Genomic DNA, 18,373 nt, shown 5'->3' on the forward strand with positions numbered 1-18,373 from the left:
GGCTCGACCGGCTGCACGCGCCGAAGAGTCCGCTACGCCCCGGCCCAGGCCGCATGAACCGGCCCGGCGGCCGTATCCGGCTTCGCGGCGCCGATGAAGATCACCACCGGGCCGTGTTCCGCGCGCCGGGGATCGTAGAAGTCCAGCAAGCCCGGATGGATCCGCTGGATGAAATCCGGAGACGGGCCGTCCCGGCGGAGCAGATGGTCGATCACGACCTGATCGCCGTGCACGGCGTTCGGCACGGGGCCGCAGGCGCCGGCCGCCATCCAGCGCGCGGGCTCGGCCGCGAAGGTGGCGTAGAGCCCGGCGAGTTCGTCCCCATGCCAGCGCAGCAGGGCGCTGGAGACCCGTCCGCGATGAAAGAAATCCTCCATGGCGGCGAGGCCGGGCTCGGCCAGGGCGTCGGCCGGGCCGGTGAAGACGGTGTCGAGGTCGCACAGCAGGGTCGTGCCCTCCGCGAGGCCGGGGCGGAACGCCTCCATCTTGGCCCACCAGGCCGGCCAGTCGTGCATCAGCGGCACCCGCTCGACGCCGGACACCGCCAGCGGCAGGTCGGTCAGGCAGAGGATCCGGTCGAAGGCCGGCGCGTGGCGGTGCACGCCCCGGGCCAGGCGCTCGACCCAGGTCGCGTCGTAGCGGCCGCCGCTCTTCAGGACGGTGATCAGCGTGGTCATGGCGCGTCCGTCGCGTCGGGCGGGTGCAGGCGCAGGCGCCCGGCCGCCTCGGCCTCGGCGAACCAGGCCCGCTCGGCCGCCCAGGGATGGCCGGGCCAGCCGGCGAAGCCGAAGCCGTGGATGTCGGCCGGGCCGGCCTTCGTCGGGCGGTCGCGCAGCAGCGCGAGGCTCACCAGGAAGCCGGTGCTCGGGTTCGGGCATTCCTGCGTCTCGGCTGCGAGGCGACGCCGCGCCTCATCGTGCAGGGCCTCCGGCAGGAGATGGACCGGCTTGCCGAGGGGGCGCAGCAGCGCCAGAGCCTCCCGGGTCCAGCAGATCGGCTCGGGTTCGTTCGCCTCCGCGGGCAGCATCGGGAACGGCAGGATGAACGCCTCGGCCTGCCGGACCACCGGACGGTCCAGGAACCCTGGGTCGGCCAGCCATTCGCGCATCTGGCCGCCGCGATTGACCAGGGCGAGATGCGTCACCCGCGAGCCGGTGCGCCCGCCGAAGCCGGGGGCGTTGTTGAAGCGCACGACCTGGGCGGCCGCGTCGATGGCGCGCGCCGCCGGGCCGATCCCGGGCGCGTTGCCGACGATGGCGAGGGACGCGCGCGGATCTGCGCACGCCGCGCGGAGGGGATCGATGGCGATGGACATGGGCGGCGGGGGCGTGAGGAACAGCCGAGGTATGGCGCCGGCTCCGCGCCACCAGGGCGCCGCGACAAACCGGAACGGGCTGTGACCGGTCCGCGCCGCTGCTTCGTCTGCGCCGCCGCCATGCTGGCGCCGAGCACGCGGAGCCTGGACTTTCCGGGCGGGCGCCAACGCCTGTTCCCACTCGCCTGCGGCTCCTGCGGCGTGCTGATGGAGCCGGATGCGGATCCGGAGCGATGCTGGCGGGATCTCGCCCAGCGCCTCGCCGCGCCGGTCTTCGTCACCGACCCGGAGGCGGGCTACGGCCTCGACCTCTACACCCTGCGCAGCGCCGCGACCCGGCTCGGCCGCGGTGTCCGCCCGCTCGGCCCGGTGGACCGCGCCGCCCTGCTGCAGCCCCACAGCGCACGCGCCGCGCAGGGCGTGCTGTACGATCTCGACGGCGCCGAGCGGCGCCCGGTCGCGCTCGGTGTGATCTGCCGCCCGGCCGAGCGGGAATCCGTGCTGGCAACCTTGCCGGCGCAGGCGGCCTGGACCGCGGATGTCGTGATCCTGCTCGACGCGCCGGCTTCCCCGGCCCGGGCCGTGGCGGTTCCGGGCTTCGCCCCCGGCACCGTGCGGGTGGCGGCCCGGCCGCTGGCCGGCGACTTCGCCGCCCAGCGCAACGCCCTTCAGGACCTCGCCCGGGCGCCCTGGATGCTGCAGCTCGACGCCGACGAGGCCCTCGATCCCGCGACCGGCGCGCGCCTCCCCGCCCTCGCGGTGCTCGCCGAGGCCGGCGACGTCGTCTCGGTCGGGCTCCCCCGGTGCAACCACGTCGACGGAATCCTGTCGGATGTCTACCCGGACGTGCAATACCGGCTGAACCGCACGACCGTCCGCTATGCCGGCCGGGTGCACGAGCGGCCGGCGCTGCCCGGGGGCTGGAAGCAGAGCTTCATCGCGCTTCACGGGGCGATCGACCACGCGCTCACCGGCGCCCATGTCCGGGCGCGCTCGCAGCGCTACGAGGCGCTGGATCCGGGGCGCGGGCGGCCCGAGGAGCGGGACGCGCTGCTGCGGCCCTACCGCGCCTGAGCGATCGCCCGGCGGTAGAGGTCGAGGGTCTCGCGCGCCAGGCTCGCCCGGTCGAACCGGCCGGCCGCCTCCAGGGCCCGGGCCCGGTAGGCCGAGCGCAGGGCGGGGTCGCGCAGGAGCGGGCGCAGGGCCTCGGCCAGGGCCGGGCCGGTGGCCGCCGGCGCCAGCGGCCCCGCCCCCGGGACGCCCACGAAGGCTCGGGCACTGGCATCCTCGGCGCAGGCCACCACGGGCCGGCCATAGGCCAGGGCCTCCTGGTAGACGAGGCCGAAGCTCTCGTAGCGCGAGGGCGCCAGCACGACATGCGCGCCCGTATAGGCCTCGGCCAGGCCCCGCGCATCGATCCGGCCGCGGGCCCGGATGCGGCTCCGGGCGGCCTCGGACAGGTCCGCCGGCAGGTCGGCCTGGGGCACACCAACGAGATCGAGGGTGAAGGGCGGCAGCTCGCCGCGCGCCTGCGCGTCGGCCAGGATCGCCACTGCGCCGAGCAGGGCGTCAAAACCCTTGCGCGCCTCGGCCCGGCCGACGAACAGCAGGCGCACCGGCCCCGCCCCGTCCGGATAAGGGGCCTCCCGGGCCGCGGCGGCGATCTCCGGCGGCAGGCTGAGGCCGATCACCGCCTCCGGCCGGCGACCCGACAGCCCGTAGGCCCGGGCGATCACCCCGGCATGCGCCTGCGTGTTGGCGATCAGCCCGGCGCTGCCCCGGGCCTGCCGGCGTTCCAGGCGATCGGCGGCGGCACCGTCGAGGCGGTCGCGCAGGTTGGGATGCCCGTCGCGGGTGAAGGCGGCCGGCGTCGAGCTGCGGGTCACCAGGGGCGGGTCCCGGCGGCCTGTGAGCAGGCAAGCCGGGGCGTACCAGTTCGTCGCCTCGACCACGTCGAACGGCGCACCCGCATGCTCGGCCAGCACCGCCCTCCGGACGGCCAGCGGCGCCGCGAGATGGCCGACCGCGCCCCAGCGGCGCAGCCGCGCCAGCGGGCCGTCCGGCGGCAGGCCGAGGCCAACGACGGTGACGCCGCCGACCCGCTCCCGGCCGGTCCGGTCGAGGGCGAACACCGTCACGTCGGCGCCGGCGCCGGCGAGGCTCTCGGCGATCTCACGGGCCGCCGTGGAGAGGCCGCTGGGTGACGGCGGGTAATCCCAGGCGACGAGGGCGGTGCGCATCAGGCCGCGAGCAGGCGGCGGTAGAGGGCGAGGTAGTCGCGCGCCATGCGCTCGGCGGTGAAACGCGCTTCGAAGTTCTTTCGAATGATCGCCCGGTCCAGCGTGCCGATCCTGCGCAGCGCCGCCGTCGCCTGCGCCTCGGATTCGACGATGAACCCGGTCACCCCGTCCTCGACGATCTCCGGCACGGAGCCGCGGTTCCAGGCGACCACCGGCGTGCCGCAGGCCATCGCCTCGATCATCACGAGGCCGAACGGCTCGGGCCAGTCGATCGGGAACAGCAGCGCCCGGGCGCTGCCCAGGAGCGCCCCCTTCTGGCTGTCGTCGACCGGCCCGAGATAGGTGGCGTCGGGCCCGAGCAGCGGACGCACCTGCCGGTCGAAATAGTCCGGGTTGCCGACATCGATCGTGCCGCCCAGCCGGATCGGCATCCCGGCCGCCCGGGCGACGCGGATCGCGGTGTCCGGGCGCTTCTGGTCGGTCATGCGCCCGACGAAGGCGAGATGCGCCTCCGGCTCGGCCCGGAAGGCGTAGCGGTCCCGGGCAATGCCGTGATGCACGATGCCGGCCCGGTTGGAGGCCGGGATGCCGGCTTCCTGCGCCGCCGAGATCGCCGCCACCGGCAGGTCGGGGAAGCCGGAGAAGAACAGCGCCCGGTCGAGCTCGTCCACCCGCCAATGCACCGTGGTCAGGCTGCGCCGCCGGGCCGCACCGAGCAGCGCCGCATGCGCGAACTCGCCGTGGCCATGCACGATGTCGAAGTCATCGAGCCGCAGCCGCAACGCCTCCAGCTGCAGGGCATCCAGGGCCGCCGGGACCCCGGCCGCGACGCGCCCGTGGCGCTGCTCGAGAGCCGCGAGACTCGGGTAATCGCCGACGCGCGGCAAGTCTGTCGCACTGTCCGAGGGTGCGAACAGTGTTACTTCCACGCCCAAGCTTCGTAGCGCCGTGCTGAGGTCATGCACAACCCGCTCGGTGCCGCCGTGATGGTTTGGGGGAACGGGAAAAATGTTCGGTGCGACCTGGGCAACACGGATCACGACGCCCTCTTCACATACGTTAAGTTTTCAAGGGCGGCTGACAGCTTCAGCAAACACCTGATGTTCGTCCTGCACGTCGCCCTGCAGGGCTGCCTGCGCGGTCGCGATGTCGTCTACGGCCTCACCGCCGATACCGGCGGCCACATCCGCTATCTGCTGGATCTCGTCGCCGCCTCGGCCCAGGATTCCGACGTCGCCGAGATCGTGGTGGCGACGCGCCTGTTCGACGGGCCGCCCGGCCCGGACTACGCCGTGCCCGAAGAGCGCATCGCCGACAAGATCAGGCTGGTGCGGCTCCCGAGCGCGGCGCCGGGCTACCTGTCCAAGGAGGCGATGCACGAAGAGGTCGCGAGCTTCGCCCAGAACCTCGTCGCCTGGATCGCCGCGCAGGCGCGTGCGCCCGACCTGATCCACGCCCACTACGCCGACGCCGCCGCGGTGGCGGCGATCGTCGAGGCGCGGCTCGGGATCCCGTTCGTGTTCACCGCCCACTCCCTCGGGCGGGTCAAGGCCGCGATGCTCGGCGGGGATGCCGCCGGCGCCCCCGACCTCGCCCGCCGGATCGCCACCGAGGAGGCGGCGCTCGCCCAGGCCACCCTGGTCATCGCCTCCTCCCGGGACGAGGCCGAGGTCCAGTATGCCGGCTACGAATCCTACAATCCCGGCCGCGTCCGGGTCGTGCCGCCGGGCAGCGACCTCGCGCGCTTCGCCGCCGCCCGCCCCCAGCCCCGGGTCGACGCCCTGATCGACCGCTTCCTGGACGATCCTGCCAAGCCGCCGCTGCTGGCGATGGCCCGGCCGGTGGCGCGCAAGAACCTCGCGGCCCTGGTCCAGGCCTACGGCGAGAGCCCGGAGCTCCAGGCCCGGGCCAACCTGGTGATCGTGGCCGGAACCCGCGGCGATATCGACGCCCTCGACGGCGACATGGCCGCGACGATGCGCGACCTCCTGGTGCTGATCGACCGCTACGACCTCTACGGCCGCGTGGCCTACCCGAAGACGCACCGGCCCGACGACGTGCCGGCGATCTACGCCTATGCGCGGGAGCGCGGCGGCCTCTTCGTCAATCCGGCGCTCAACGAGCCCTTCGGCCTGACCCTGCTGGAGGCCTCGGCGGCCGGCCTGCCGCTGGTCGCCACCGACAGCGGCGGCCCCAACGACATCGTCGAGACCTGCGGCAACGGGCTCTTGATCGATCCCCGCGACCCGGAGGCGATCGCGCGGGCCTGCCTGCGCATCCTGGCCGATCCGGCGCTGCGCGCCCGCTACGTCGCGGGCGGGGCCCGGGCCGCGGCGGCCTACGACTGGGACCGGCACGCCGCGCGCTACCACGCCCTGCTGCGGGCGCTGCTCGCCCCGGAGCCGCCCCTGCGCACGCCCTGGCAGCTCCTGGTCTGCGATATCGACAACACCCTGGTCGGCTGCGAGGCGGCGCTCGGCATCTTCCGGCGCTGGCGCAGCCAGCAGGCGGGCCTGGCCTTCGGGGTCGCCACCGGCCGCTCGTTCCACAGCGCCATGGCCATCCTGGAGCAGCAGATGAGCCCGCGACCGCAGGTGATGATCACCTCGGTCGGCTCCGAGATCTACCATCTCGACGCCAACGGCGTGACCTACACGGCCGATGCCACCTGGCGCGCGGCCATCGCGGCGGGCTGGGACCGGGAGGCGGTGCGCGCGGCGCTCTCCGGCATCGACGGCCTCCTGCCCCAGGGCCCCCTGGAGCAGCGCCCGTACAAGCTGAGCTATTTCGGCGGTGCCGCCGCCGCCCGCCGGGTCGGGGCGCATCTCGCCGAGGCCGGCCTCGGCGCCCGGGTGATCCACAGCCACGACCGCTACCTCGACGTCCTGCCGGCCGAGGCCTCGAAGGGCACGGCGGTGGACCATGTCCGCGCCCTCTACGGCCTGCCGGAGCGGGCGGTGTTCGTGGCCGGGGATTCCGGCAACGACGTCGAGATGCTGCGCGTCCGGGTGCAGGCGATCATCGTGGCGAACTATTCCGACGACCTCGCCAGCAACGCGGCGCTGCAGCACTCCTACGTCGCCCGGGCCTCGCATGCCCGCGGCATCATCGAGGGCGTGGCGCATTTCCGCCGGATGCTGGCCCATGCCTCCTGATAGTCGGCCCCCTCCGGCGCCCTCGACCAGCGTGCTCACCCTGGTGCGCGGCCGGGCCGGATGCCTGCGCAACCTGATGCGCGGCCTCGCCCGGCAGAGCGTGCGCCCGCGCGAGCTGGTGATCGCCTGGATGCAGCCCGAGCCGGCCTCCGGCCTGCCCGATCCGGGCTGTCCGGTGCGCCACCTCCACGTCCCGGGCGAGCCGATGCCGCTGGCCGCCGCGCGCAACCGCGCCGCCGAGGCGGCCCGCGGCGACCTGCTGGTCTTCCTCGACGTGGATTGCATCCCGGCCTCCGGCCTGGTCGGCGCCTACGCGGCGGCCGCCACCGGCGCGGAGGGCCTGCTCCTCGGCGAGGTCCTGTACCTGCCGCCGGAGGCCGGCCCGGCTCTGGACGCCTCCGACCTCGACGATGCGGCCCTCGACCGCCTCGGCCGCCCGCACCCGGCCCGACCGCCGGTGCCGGAGACGGGCCTGCGCCGGGAGCCCGATCCGGGCCAGCTCTGGGGGCTGTCCTTCGCCCTGGCCGCCCGGGCCTGGCGCTCGGTCGGCGGCATGGACGAGGGTTTTTGCGGCTACGGCGGCGAGGAGACCGACTTCGCCGCCCGTCTCGCCGCCACCGGCCTGCCGACCGACTGGGTCGCGGGCGCCCGGGCCTACCACCAGCACCACCCGGTCCACGTCCCGCCGCTGCAGCATTTCGCGGCGATCCTGGCCAACGCCGCCCGCTTTCGCGCCCGCCACGGGCGCTGGTGCATGACCTACTGGCTCGGCCAGTTCCGCGCCGCCGGGCTGATCGACTGGACCGACGACGCCCCGGCGATCCGCGTGATCCGCCCGCCGACCGCCCCGGAGATCGCCGCGGCGCTTCGGCCCGGCGCCCTGTTCTCGTGACGCAGACCATGAAGAAGCCGATCGCGTTCTTCGTCCACCACCAGGGCCGGGGCCACGCCAACCGCACCATGGCGGTCGCCGCCGAATTCGCCCGCGACCGCCCGGTCTCGGTGCTGACCGCCGGCCCGCAGCTGTTCGACGGCTTCGCCCGCGACATCGAGATCGTGACCCTGCCCGACATGATCGGCGCCGCCGTGCCGACCCCGCGCCTCTACGCCGAGCCGACCCCGCAGGTGATGCATTGCGTGCCCCTCGGCCTCGCCCCGATGCGCCGGACCATGCGGGCCATCCTCGACCATCTCGACACTCGCGAGGTCGGCCTGTTCGTGGTCGACGTCTCGGCCGAGATCGCGCTGCTCGCCCGGATCGCCAGCGTGCCGGCGGTGCAGATCCGCATGCACGGCGACCGCTCCGATATCGGCCATGTCGGCGCCTACGAGGCCTGCGTCGGGATGCTGGCGCCGTTCGATGCCCGGCTGGAGCAGGCCGATTACCCGGCTTCCCTGCGCGCCAAGACCTTCTACAGCGGCGGCCTGTGCACTAGCCTCGACCGCGTCCTCGACCGGGCCGAGGCGCGCGCGAAGCTCGGCCTCGACCCGCAGCGCGAGATCGTCGTGGCGGTGACCGGTGGCGGCGGCAGCGGCACCCCCTACGCGCCGCTCACCGTGGCGGCGCGCGCCGAGCCCGACGCCCTGTGGCTGACCCTCGGGCCGACCCACCGGGAGGGGCACGAGACCGATTTCGCCAACCTGCGCGAGCTGGGCTGGGTGCCCTCCGTCACCGATTACCTCGCGGCCGCTAACCTCGTGATCGCCTCGGCGGGCGACAACACGGTCCACGAGGTCGCCCGGGTCGGCGGCCGCCTGATCGTGATGCCGGAATGGCGCTACTTCGCCGAGCAGACCCGCAAGGCCGAGGCCCTGGTCCGCCTCGGAGCCGCCGTCCAGGCCCCGGCCTGGCCGGGCGACCTCCAGGGTTGGCGCGACCTCCTGGCCCGCGCCCGCGCCCTGGACGGCTCCGAGCTGCGCGGGCTCTACGCCCCGGACGCCGCCGCCCGCGCCGCCGGCTGGCTCGAAGGGCTCACCGACGAACTCTGGCGAGGCGCCGAGGAGCCTGTCGCGCCTCCCTGACCGGCCCCCTGCCCCTACGGCCTGCGCAACGCGCTCTCCTCCCCCTTGCGGGGAGGAGCTGGAGGTGGGGGTGGTTCAGGATGGGGCGTCACGGTGCGTTCTGCACCACCCCCACCCCTGCCCCTGCCCCTCGCCGCAAGGGGGAGGGGAAACGCGTTGTGTTTCATAGACTTGCCTGCCCTTGCCGGGAGACGGCAAAGCCCGATCGAAAACGAAACCCCGTATCGCCCCCGTCCCCCAACCAGCCGGAGCCCGACCGTCGCATGTCCACCGTTTCCGTCGTGACCCTGGCCAAGGGCCGCCCGGCGCATCTGCGCAACGTGCTGCGCGGCCTGGAGCGCCAGACGCAGGCCCCCGCCGAGTTCATCGTCGCATTCATGCAGGACGAGCCCTACGACCTGCCCGAGACGGCGTTTCCGGTCCGCCAGATCCGGGTTCCGGGCCGCGAGCTGCCGCTCGCGGCCGCCCGCAACCGCGGCGTGGACGCGGCCACCGGCGAGGGCATCGTCTTCCTGGACGTCGATTGCATCCCGGCCCCCGACCTCGTGGCCGATTATGCGCGCGGGCTCGCCGAGCTCGACGGCTTGCTGATGGGCGAGGTGCTGCACCTGCCCGAGCGCGCCACCGCGGGCGCCTGGCGCTACGCCGACCTTGCGGCGAGCGCGGAGCGGCATTCCGACCGCCGCGGCCCGCCGGCCTCCGGCATTGAATTGTGCACCGATTACCGCTGCTTCTGGTCGCTCAACTTCGCGATCCGGCGCGCCACTTTCCGGGCGCTGGGCGGCTTCGACGAGCGCTATACCGGCTATGGCGGCGAGGACACCGATTTCGGCAAGATCCTCGACCAGAGCGGCACCCCGATCGCCTGGATCAAGGGCGCGCTGGCCTATCACCAGTACCACCCGCACCACATGCCGCCGATCCACCACCTCGACAGCGTCGTGCGCAACGCCGAGCTGTTCGAGGCCAAGTGGGGCTACCGGACCATGGGCCACTGGCTCTACGCGTTCCGGGTCATGGGCCTGATCGACGACACGCCCGGCCGGCCGATCCGGATCCTGCGGCGGCCCGACGCCGACGACCTCGCGCTGACCGGGCAGCAGAGCCACCAGCCCTACACCAACTCCGCCTCCGTCATCCGATATCTGGAATCCCGGGTCGGCACGGCGGCGACCGCGTGAGGATCGCGCTCCTCGCCCATATCCGCCACCCGGTCGCGCCGCCCTTCACGGGGGGCATGGAGGCCCATAGCTGGTACCTCGCCGAAGGGCTCGTGGCCCGCGGCCACGACGTCGTGCTGTTCGCCTCGGGCGACAGCGACCCGCGCTTCACGATCGACGCCGTGGTGCCGGAGCATCACGAACGCCGCTTCCCGGGCCTCGAGCATCGCGGTGATCCCGGGCTGCGGGCCTATGTCGATGACGGCTACGCGGCCGCCTGCGACTGGATCGCGGCGGGCAGGTTCGACGTGGTGCACAACAACAGCCTGAGCCGGCTGCCCCTGGAGCGCCGGCGGACCGCGATGGTGCCGACCGTCACCTCCCTGCACGTGCCGCCCTACGACGCCCTGCGCGGCTTCGTGCACGCCAGCCCCGCCCCCGGGCACCGGATCACCGTGACCTCGCAGGCCCAGCTGCAGGCCTGGTGGCCGGCGGGCGCGCCGCCGGAGGTGTCGGTGCTCCACAACGGAATCGACCCCGCCGCCTGGCCGTTCATGGACCGGGGCGACGGCAGCGCCGCCTGGTGCGGGCGGCTGGCGGCGATCAAGGGCGCGCATTGCGCGATCGCGGCGGCGAAACGTGCCGGCATCCCGCTGACCCTGTACGGCCCGATCGAGGAGCCGGATTACTGGGCGGAGCGGATCGCGCCGGAGCTCGGCGGCCCGATCCGCTACGGCGGCCATCGCGACGGCCCGGCGCTCGCCGCCGCGATCGGCCGCGCCTCGGTGTTCCTGTTCACCCCGTGCTGGGACGAGCCGTTCGGGTTGGTGGCGATCGAGGCGATGGCCTGCGGCCTGCCCATCGCCGGCCTCGCCAACGGCGCCGCGCCGGAGGTGGTCGGCGAGGCCGGATGCCTCGTCCCGGAAGGGGATGATGCCGATCTGGCCAGGGCGATCGGCGTGGCGCTCGCCATCCCGCGCACGGTCCCGCCCGCCCGGGTCCGGCGCCTGTTCCGCCGCGACCTCTGGCTCGAACGCTGCGAAGCGCTGTACGGGCAGGCCCGGGCCGGGGGCTAGCGCCGCCCCTGCGCCTCGGCCGGGCGCCAGCGGTCAAGCTCCCGGTCGATCGCGCCTTCGGTGCAGCGGAGGAACTCCGCCGCCGGCAGGCCGGGGGCGAGGGCGGCGAGGTAGCTCACCACGATGGTGCCGGCCCGGGTGGCCGCGCCCCGGGGCCAGAACAGGCCCGAATTCAACGCCACCGGCACCACCGGCAGGCGCAGCCGGCCGTAGAGCAGCTCGACGCCGCGCTTGAACTGCAGCGGATCGCCGGCCCGGCCCCGTGTGCCCTCCGGGAAGATCAGCACCGAGCGGCCCTCCGCGACGGCCGCCTGGCTGCCCTCGATGATCGCCCGCAGGGCCTGGGTGCCGTTGGCGCGGTCGATCACGATCATCGGCGAGCGCCGCAGGAACCACCCGACCACCGGGATCGCCAGCAATTCGCGCTTGGCCACGATGGCGACGTCGGGCACCAGCACCAGGAAGGCCAGGGTCTCCCAGGTGGATTGGTGGTTGGCCACGAGCAGGCAGGGCTCGGCCGGGAGATGCTCGCGCCCCTCCTCGACGTAGCGCAGCCCGACGATCCGGTGCAGTCCCGCCAGGACCCCGCGCGCCCACAACCGCGCCGCCGAGCGGACCGGCCGCGCCGGAGCCCCGGCCAGGGCCAGGACGACCAGCGGCGCGACGAACAGGGCCGTCCAGGCGGTCCAGTAGACGACGAACAGGAGGGAGCGGGCGTGCGCCAAGATCGGGCCTCACCTAGGGCCCGGGGCGGGGCGGTTCAGGGGCATAGCGCCTCGCGGAACGGGGCGCACGGCAATTCAGGCCGGCTCGAAAGCCGGAGGCGCCAACGCGGACGCCGTATCGGGCAGTATTTCTCCCCTAACGCGCACGCAAGTCCGCCGATCCGTATCCGGAGGCCGGACGGGGACTTGGCGTCCCCATCCGGAGGGACCACAAGGGCCGCCCTCGGCAACCGACCGTGCCGAACCCGGAGAACGGCCGCCGCCCAGCGGCGTTGTCGCACGGTTGAGACGGGCGTGGACGCGAGCGAAGGAGACCGGGTTGGCGAGGGTGATGGGGCACGCGGATGAAAGCAGCGCTGTCCGGGACGGGCCGGCTGCCATCGCGGCCGGCGGCGCGACCGGTGCCGTCATGCGCGCGTTCGACTGGTCGTCCTCGACCCTCGGGCCGCCGCAGGACTGGCCCCAGTGGCTGTGTGCCGCCGTCAGCCTGATGCAGGGATCCGGCTTCCCGATGTTCGTGGCCGCGGGCCCGGACCTCGGCTTCCTCTACAACGACGCCTACCGGGACGTCCTCGGCAGCAAGCACCCGGCCGCGATGGGCGCGCGCTTCCCCGACATCTGGGCGGAGATCTGGCCCGAGATCGAGCCCTTCGTCGAAGCGGCGATGGCCGGCGAGGCGACCTGGGTCGAGAACCTGCCCCTGATCATGAACCGCCACGGCTACGACGAGGAGACCTGGTTCACCTTCTCCTACGCGCCGCTCCGGGACGAGGCCGGCGCGGTGGCCGGCCTGTTCTGCACCTGCACGGAGACGACCGCCCGGATGCGGGCCGAGACGGCTCTGCGCGAGAGCGAGGCGCGGTTCCTCAATATGGCCGACCACGCCCCGGTCATGATGTGGGTGTCCGGGGCCGACGGGGCCTGCACCTACCTCAACCGCCGCTGGTACGACTATACCGGCCAGACCGAAGCGGAGAGTCTCGGCCTCGGCTGGCTCGACGCGGTCCACCCGGACGACCGGGATGCCTCGGGCCAGGCGTTCCTGGCCGCCAATGCCAGGCATGGCGAATTCCGGATCGAGTACCGCCTGCGCGGCGCCGACGGCCGCTATCGCTGGTTCATCGACGCGGCCCAGCCCCGCCTCGGGGCGGATGGCGGCTTTCACGGCTATATCGGCTCGGTCACCGATATCCACGACCGCAAGGCCGCCGAGGAGCGCCTGGTCGAGACCACGCGCCGGCTCGACGCCATCCTCAACAACACCTCGCAGGCGATCTTCCTGATGGATGACCGCCAGCATTGCAGCTACATGAACCGTGCCGCCGAGACGCTCACCGGCTACGCCCTGGAGGAGACCGAGGGCCGCGCCCTGCACGACGTGGTGCATCACACAAGGCCGGATGGATCGCCCTACCCGCTGTGCGAATGCCCGATCGACCAGGCCTTCCCGGAGAACGAGCGCGAGCAGGGCGAGGAGGTCTTCGTCCACAAGGACGGCTCGTTCTATGCCGTCGGCTTCACCGCGAGCCCGATCCGGAACGAGCGCGGCGAGCCGATCGGGACGGTCATCGAGGCCCGCAACATCGAGGAGGACCTGCGCGCCAAGGCCGCCCTGGAGGCGTTTAACGCCACCCTGGAGCGACGCGTCGAGGAGGAGGCCGCCCAGCGCGCGAAGGTCGAGGAGGCCCTGCGGCAATCGCAGAAGATGGAGGCGGTCGGGCAGTTGACCGGCGGCATCGCCCACGACTTCAACAACCTGCTCACCGGCATCTCGGGCAGCCTGGAACTGCTGCAGACACGCATGAGCCAGGGCCGGATGACCGACCTCGACCGCTACATGACCGCCGCCCAGGGCGCGGCCAAGCGGGCGGCGGCGCTGACCCACCGCCTGCTCGCCTTCTCGCGCCGCCAGACCCTCGACCCCAAGCCCACCGACGTGAACGCCCTGGTCCACGGCATGGAGGAGCTGGTCCGCCGGACCGTCGGCCCGTCGATCCATATCGAGGTGGTCGGCTCCGCCGGCCTCTGGCCCGCCCTGGTCGATCCGGGCCAGCTCGAGAACGGGCTCCTGAACCTGTGCATCAACGCCCGGGACGCCATGCCCGACGGCGGCCGCATCACCATCGAGACCGCCAACCGCTGGCTCGACGACCGCACCGCCCGCGAGCGCGACCTGCCGCACGGCCAGTACCTGTCGCTGTGCGTGAGCGATACCGGCACCGGCATGACCCCGGAGGTGATCGCCAAGGCGTTCGACCCGTTCTTCACCACCAAGCCCATCGGGCAAGGCACCGGGCTCGGCCTGTCCATGGTCTACGGCTTCGCCCGGCAATCCGGCGGCCAGGTGCGGATCTATTCCGAAGTCGGACAAGGCACGACCGTGTGCCTCTACCTGCCGCGCTTCCATGGCGGCATCGCCGCCGCGGCGGCGATGCCGGATCAGGCCGCGCCGCCGCGGGCCGAGCAGGGCGAGACCGTCCTCGTCATCGACGACGAGCCCTCCGTGCGCATGCTGGTGACGGAGGTGCTGGAGGATCTCGGTTACCTCGCCATCGAGGCCGGCGACGGCCCGTCCGGGCTGAAAGTCCTGCAATCGGATGCGCGCATCGACCTGCTGATCACCGATGTCGGCCTGCCGGGCGGCATGAACGGCCGGCAGGTGGCCGATGCCGCCCGTGAAACCCGTCCGGGTCTCAAGGTGTTGTTCATCACGGGTTATGCGGAGAATGCCGCGGTCGGCAACGGGTACCTGGATGACGGCATGCAGGTGCTCACCAAGCCGTTCGTGATCGAAGCCCTGGCCTCGCGCATCCGCGATATGATCGAGGCCTGAGGCCTGTGCGCCGTCCCGTGGGCCGGCCCGGATCCGGCGCTGACACGACACGGCGCAGTTGTTACCGTGCGCGCCGCACGGATCGTACGTTGCGTTTGGGGGAGCGTTGAGCAAGCCGATGACCGACACCGACACGGCGTTCCCGGCCAGACCGGCGCCGCGGATCTCGACCGGCGTTCCCGGCCTGGACGACATCCTCTGCGGCGGCCTGACGCCGAGCCGCCTCTACCTGCTGGAGGGCACGCCCGGGACCGGCAAGACCACCCTGGCGCTCCAGTTCCTGCGCGAAGGCGCGGCCAGGGGCGAGTCGACGCTCTACGTCACCCTGTCCGAGACGAGCCAGGAACTCCGCACGTCCGCCGCGACCCACGGCTGGTCGCTGGACGGCATCGAAGTCTACGAACTCGTCAACGAGATGGGGCTCGATCCCGACAGCGAGCAGTCGATCCTCCACCCGTCCGAGATCGAACTCGGCGAGACCGTCCGGGAGGTCATCGCCCGGGTCGAGGCGCTCAAGCCCGAGCGGGTCGTGTTCGACTCGCTCTCGGAGCTGCGCCTGCTCGCCCAGAATCCGCTGCGCTACCGCCGCCAGATCCTGGCGCTCAAGCAGTTCTTCGCCCGGCGGGCCTGCACCGTGCTGATGCTCGACGACCGCACGTCGGAGACCGGCGATCTGCAACTCCACAGCATCGCCCACGGGGTGATCTCGCTGGAGCAGATGCTGCGCGATTTCGGCTCCGAGCGGCGCCGGCTGCGGATCGTCAAGATGCGCGGCATCAAGTACCGGGGCGGCGACCACGATTTTTCCCTGGAGACCGGGGGCATCCGGGTATTCCCGCGCCTGATCGCCGCCGAGCATCACACGCCGTTCGAGGCGAAGACGCGCTCGACCGGCACGGCCGAACTCGACCTTCTGCTCGGCGGCGGGCTGGTGCCCGGCACCAACACCCTGCTTCTCGGCCCGTCCGGGGTCGGCAAGACGACGACGGCCATCCGCTGCATGCTGGCGGCCCTGGAGCGGGGCGAGACCGCGACCTACTACCTGTTCGACGAGGGCCTCGCGACCCTGCTCACGCGCGCCGCGACCCTGGACATGGACCTGGGCCCGCATCTCGAGACCGGGCGCCTGACGATCACGCGGATCGATCCGGCCGAACTCTCTCCGGGTGAGTTCTCCAGCATGGTCCGGCAGGCCGTGGAGGAGCGCGGGTCCGACTTCGTCGTGATCGACAGCCTGAACGCCTATCTGCACGCGATGCCGGGCGAGGAGTTCCTCATCCTGCAGATGCACGAGATGCTGAGCTACCTGAACCAGCAGGGCGTCACGACGCTGCTGGTCCTGGGGCAGCACGGGGTGATCGGTGAGGTTCGCACCGATATCGACCTCAGCTATCTCAGCGACGCGATCCTTCTGTTCCGGTTCTTCGAGGCCAGGGGCGAGGTCCGCACGGCCTTGTCCGTGGTGAAGAGCCGGGTCAACGCGCACGAGCGCACCATCCGCGAGATGAGGCTGTCGGCGCACGGGATCCAGGTCGGCGAGGCCCTGACCGATTTCGAGGGTGTGCTCACCGGGCTGCCGTCCTATCGCGGCGCGGTGGCGATGCTGGCCGGCGGCGCCCAGTGACCGCGTCGGCGCAGGACGAGACGCGCGTCCTGATCCTGGCGCCGCGCGGCCGCGACGCCGCGGTGGCCGAGCAGGTGCTCGCCCGGGCCGGCACGCCGGCCGCCATCTGTGCCGACCTGGCCGGCTGGATGGACGCCCTCCGGGCCGGTGCCGCCGCCGCGCTGGTCACCGAGGAGGCCCTCGGGGATACCGGACCGCCGGCCCTGTTCGCGTGGCTCGAGGCGCAGCCCGCCTGGTCGGACTTCCCGTTCATCGTGCTGGCGACCCGCCAGCTCGGGCACCGCTCCCCGCGGGCCTCCCAGCTGCTCGCCCGGCTCGGCAACGTGGTCCTGCTGGAACGCCCGATCAACGCCGAGACCCTGGTCAGCGCCACCGCCGCCGCGCTGCGGGCGCGCCGTCGCCAGTACCAAGCGCGCGAGCGGCTCCTGGAGCGCGAGCGCGACCGGGAGCAGCTCCGGCTCGCCAACGAGGGCCTGGAGCGGCGCGTGACCGAGCGGACCCGGGAGGTCGAGACCGCCCACGAGACCCTGGCCTTCGCCCTCGACGCCGCCGGGATGGGATCCTGGGACCTCGATTACGGCACCGGCGCGTCCCGGCGCTCGCTCCGCTTCGACACCGTCTTCGGCTACGACGCGCCGCAATCGTTCTGGAGCCGGGAGACCTTCCTGGCCCATGTCGTCGACGAGGATCGCGCGGGCGTCGACCGGGCGTTCTCGCTGGTGGTCGAGACCGGCCGGCTCGACCTGGAATGCCGCATCCGCCGGGTCGACGGGGCGATCCGCTGGATCGCCCTGCGGGGTCAGGTCAAGTACGACGCCGCCGGCAAGGCGACCCGGATCGCCGGCATCCTGATGGACCGCACCGACCAGCACGTCACCGAAGAGGCGTTGCGCCAGGCCCAGAAGATGGAGGCGATCGGCCAGCTCACCGGCGGTGTCGCCCACGATTTCAACAACCTGCTCACCGTCATCGTCGGCGGCCTCGACATGGTGCTCCGGCGCCCGGAGCAGGTCGACCGGGTGAAGCGGCTCGCGGAAGCCGCCATGGGCGCGGCCCGTCGGGGCGAGCAGCTGACCCAGCAGCTCCTGGCCTTCTCGCGCCGCCAGATGCTGCGGCCCCAGACGCTCAACCCCAACCGCCTGCTCCTGGACTTCCGGCCGCTCGCGGAGCGGGCTGCCGGAGGCGCGGTGGAGCTTGCCTTCGACCTCGACCCCGCGCTCGATCCGATCCGCATCGATCCGGCGCAGTTCGAGGCCGCGGTTCTGAACCTGATCGTGAACGCCCGCGACGCCATGGAGGGCCGCGCCGGCCACACGAGGATCGCCGTGACGAGCCGCAACGTCCATCTCGGCACCGGCGCGGTCGCCGAGAAGGGCGTGGCCCCCGGCCCCTACGTGCTGGTCTCGGTGACCGATACCGGCGCCGGCATCCCGCCGGACAAGCTCCAGCGCGTGTTCGAGCCGTTCTTCACCACCAAGGAGGTCGGCAAGGGCACCGGGCTCGGGCTCAGCCAGGTCTACGGCTTCGCCCGCAGCGCCAACGGCTTCGTCGACATCGCCTCCGTGGTCGGGGCCGGCACCACCGTGAATCTCTACTTCCCGCGCTCCACCGACCCGGCCGACGAGGAGACCGGGGCCGGCGCGCTGCGCACCATCCCGTTGCGCCGCGCCGGCGAGGGCGAGACCGTGCTGCTGGTCGAGGATGACGAGCAGGTGCTCGGCATGGCGGTGGAGAGCCTGGAGGAGCTGCGCTACCGGGTCATCATCGCCCGCAACGCCGCGGAAGCCTTGGCGCATCTCCGGGACGTGGAGCGCATCGATATCCTGTTCTCGGACGTGGTCATGCCGGGCGGGATGAACGGCTCGCAGCTCGCCGTCGAAGCCCAGCGGGTGCGCCCGGGGATCAAGGTGCTGCTCACCTCGGGCTACGTCGCCAATCTCGACGAGGGCCAAGTGATCGGCCACGGCGAATTGCCGGTCCTGAACAAGCCCTATCGTCGGGATGAACTCGCCCGGTCCCTGCGCCTCGTGCTCGGGGGCGAAGGACGCTGAGCCCCGAACACGAAGAACCCGGTCCGCGCGGGCGGGCCGGGTTCTTGACGGGTCGAGTCGTCGAGAGAGATTTGGTTGCGGGGACAGGATTTGAACCTGTGACCTTCAGGTTATGAGCCTGACGAGCTACCGGGCTGCTCCACCCCGCGCCAAGGTTGTGCGGCTGGTCCGG

General features: G+C 72.8%; 14 protein-coding genes and 1 tRNA gene. 9 read left to right on the top strand and 6 right to left on the bottom strand.

The features are described from left to right. Positions 1–32: 32 nt before the first annotated feature. Together MKL09_RS21175 and MKL09_RS21180 are read right to left on the bottom strand one after the other, a co-directional pair. Positions 33–677, bottom strand: a complete 645-nt coding sequence (locus tag MKL09_RS21175) for a hypothetical protein (RefSeq protein WP_244023407.1) — start codon at positions 675–677, stop codon at positions 33–35. Further along, entirely contained in the window at positions 674–1,315 is a 642-nt protein-coding gene (locus MKL09_RS21180) for a hypothetical protein (protein WP_244023410.1), read from the bottom strand. The genes MKL09_RS21175 and MKL09_RS21180 overlap by 4 nt, the downstream gene beginning before the upstream one ends. 120 nt (positions 1,316–1,435) lie before the next feature. Between MKL09_RS21180 and MKL09_RS21185 the strand changes: the two genes are divergently transcribed. Continuing rightward, positions 1,436–2,389: a hypothetical protein gene (locus MKL09_RS21185; protein WP_244023435.1), complete on the top strand. Its 954-nt coding sequence runs from the start codon at positions 1,436–1,438 to the stop codon at positions 2,387–2,389. Here MKL09_RS21185 and MKL09_RS21190 read toward each other — a convergent pair. Together MKL09_RS21190 and MKL09_RS21195 are read right to left on the bottom strand one after the other, a co-directional pair. Then, entirely contained in the window at positions 2,377–3,555 is a 1,179-nt protein-coding gene (locus tag MKL09_RS21190; protein WP_244023412.1) for a glycosyltransferase family 4 protein, read from the bottom strand. The genes MKL09_RS21185 and MKL09_RS21190 overlap by 13 nt on opposite strands. Next, entirely contained in the window at positions 3,555–4,595 is a 1,041-nt protein-coding gene (locus tag MKL09_RS21195) for a glycosyltransferase family 4 protein (RefSeq protein ID WP_244023414.1), read from the bottom strand. The genes MKL09_RS21190 and MKL09_RS21195 overlap by 1 nt, the downstream gene beginning before the upstream one ends. A 60-nt stretch (positions 4,596–4,655) precedes the next feature. On the opposite strand from MKL09_RS21195, the gene MKL09_RS21200 reads away from it, so the two are divergent. The 5 genes from MKL09_RS21200 (at position 4,656) to MKL09_RS21220 (ending at position 10,968) form a co-directional block, all read left to right on the top strand. Continuing rightward, on the top strand, positions 4,656–6,710 hold the full coding sequence (locus MKL09_RS21200; protein ID WP_244023416.1) for an HAD-IIB family hydrolase: 2,055 nt from the start codon (positions 4,656–4,658) through the stop codon (positions 6,708–6,710). Then, positions 6,700–7,602, top strand: coding sequence for a glycosyltransferase family 2 protein (locus MKL09_RS21205; RefSeq protein ID WP_244023418.1), 903 nt, complete (start codon positions 6,700–6,702; stop codon positions 7,600–7,602). Before MKL09_RS21200 ends, MKL09_RS21205 begins: the two co-directional genes overlap by 11 nt. An 8-nt stretch (positions 7,603–7,610) precedes the next feature. Further along, positions 7,611–8,732, top strand: coding sequence for a glycosyltransferase (locus MKL09_RS21210; protein ID WP_244023420.1), 1,122 nt, complete (start codon positions 7,611–7,613; stop codon positions 8,730–8,732). A gap of 263 nt (positions 8,733–8,995) precedes the next feature. Beyond that, entirely contained in the window at positions 8,996–9,913 is a 918-nt protein-coding gene (locus tag MKL09_RS21215; RefSeq protein WP_244023422.1) for a glycosyltransferase family 2 protein, read from the top strand. Then, complete coding sequence (locus tag MKL09_RS21220; protein ID WP_244023424.1) at positions 9,910–10,968, top strand: glycosyltransferase; 1,059 nt, start codon at positions 9,910–9,912, stop codon at positions 10,966–10,968. Before MKL09_RS21215 ends, MKL09_RS21220 begins: the two co-directional genes overlap by 4 nt. Here MKL09_RS21220 and MKL09_RS21225 read toward each other — a convergent pair. Next, a complete protein-coding gene (locus tag MKL09_RS21225) occupies positions 10,965–11,693 on the bottom strand; it encodes a lysophospholipid acyltransferase family protein (RefSeq protein ID WP_244023426.1) in 729 nt (242 codons plus the stop codon). The two genes, MKL09_RS21220 and MKL09_RS21225, sit on opposite strands and share 4 nt — an antisense overlap. Before the next feature lie 331 nt (positions 11,694–12,024). Between MKL09_RS21225 and MKL09_RS21230 the strand changes: the two genes are divergently transcribed. The 3 genes from MKL09_RS21230 (at position 12,025) to MKL09_RS21240 (ending at position 18,201) form a co-directional block, all read left to right on the top strand. Beyond that, positions 12,025–14,526 carry a PAS domain-containing sensor histidine kinase gene (locus MKL09_RS21230; protein WP_244023437.1) on the top strand — a complete coding sequence of 834 codons (2,502 nt, stop codon included), beginning with the start codon at positions 12,025–12,027 and terminating at the stop codon, positions 14,524–14,526. A gap of 118 nt (positions 14,527–14,644) precedes the next feature. Further along, the gene (locus MKL09_RS21235) at positions 14,645–16,150 is read left to right on the top strand and encodes an ATPase domain-containing protein (RefSeq protein WP_244023428.1); all 1,506 of its coding nucleotides are present in this window, start codon (positions 14,645–14,647) and stop codon (positions 16,148–16,150) included. After that, complete coding sequence (locus tag MKL09_RS21240; RefSeq protein WP_244023429.1) at positions 16,147–18,201, top strand: ATP-binding protein; 2,055 nt, start codon at positions 16,147–16,149, stop codon at positions 18,199–18,201. The genes MKL09_RS21235 and MKL09_RS21240 overlap by 4 nt, the downstream gene beginning before the upstream one ends. Before the next feature lie 72 nt (positions 18,202–18,273). Here MKL09_RS21240 and MKL09_RS21245 read toward each other — a convergent pair. After that, positions 18,274–18,350 (bottom strand) — tRNA-Met (locus tag MKL09_RS21245). Positions 18,351–18,373 lie beyond the last annotated feature (23 nt).

It is taken from the genome of Methylobacterium sp. J-048, assembly GCF_022829515.1.
In the GTDB taxonomy this organism is placed as follows: domain Bacteria; phylum Pseudomonadota; class Alphaproteobacteria; order Rhizobiales; family Beijerinckiaceae; genus Methylobacterium.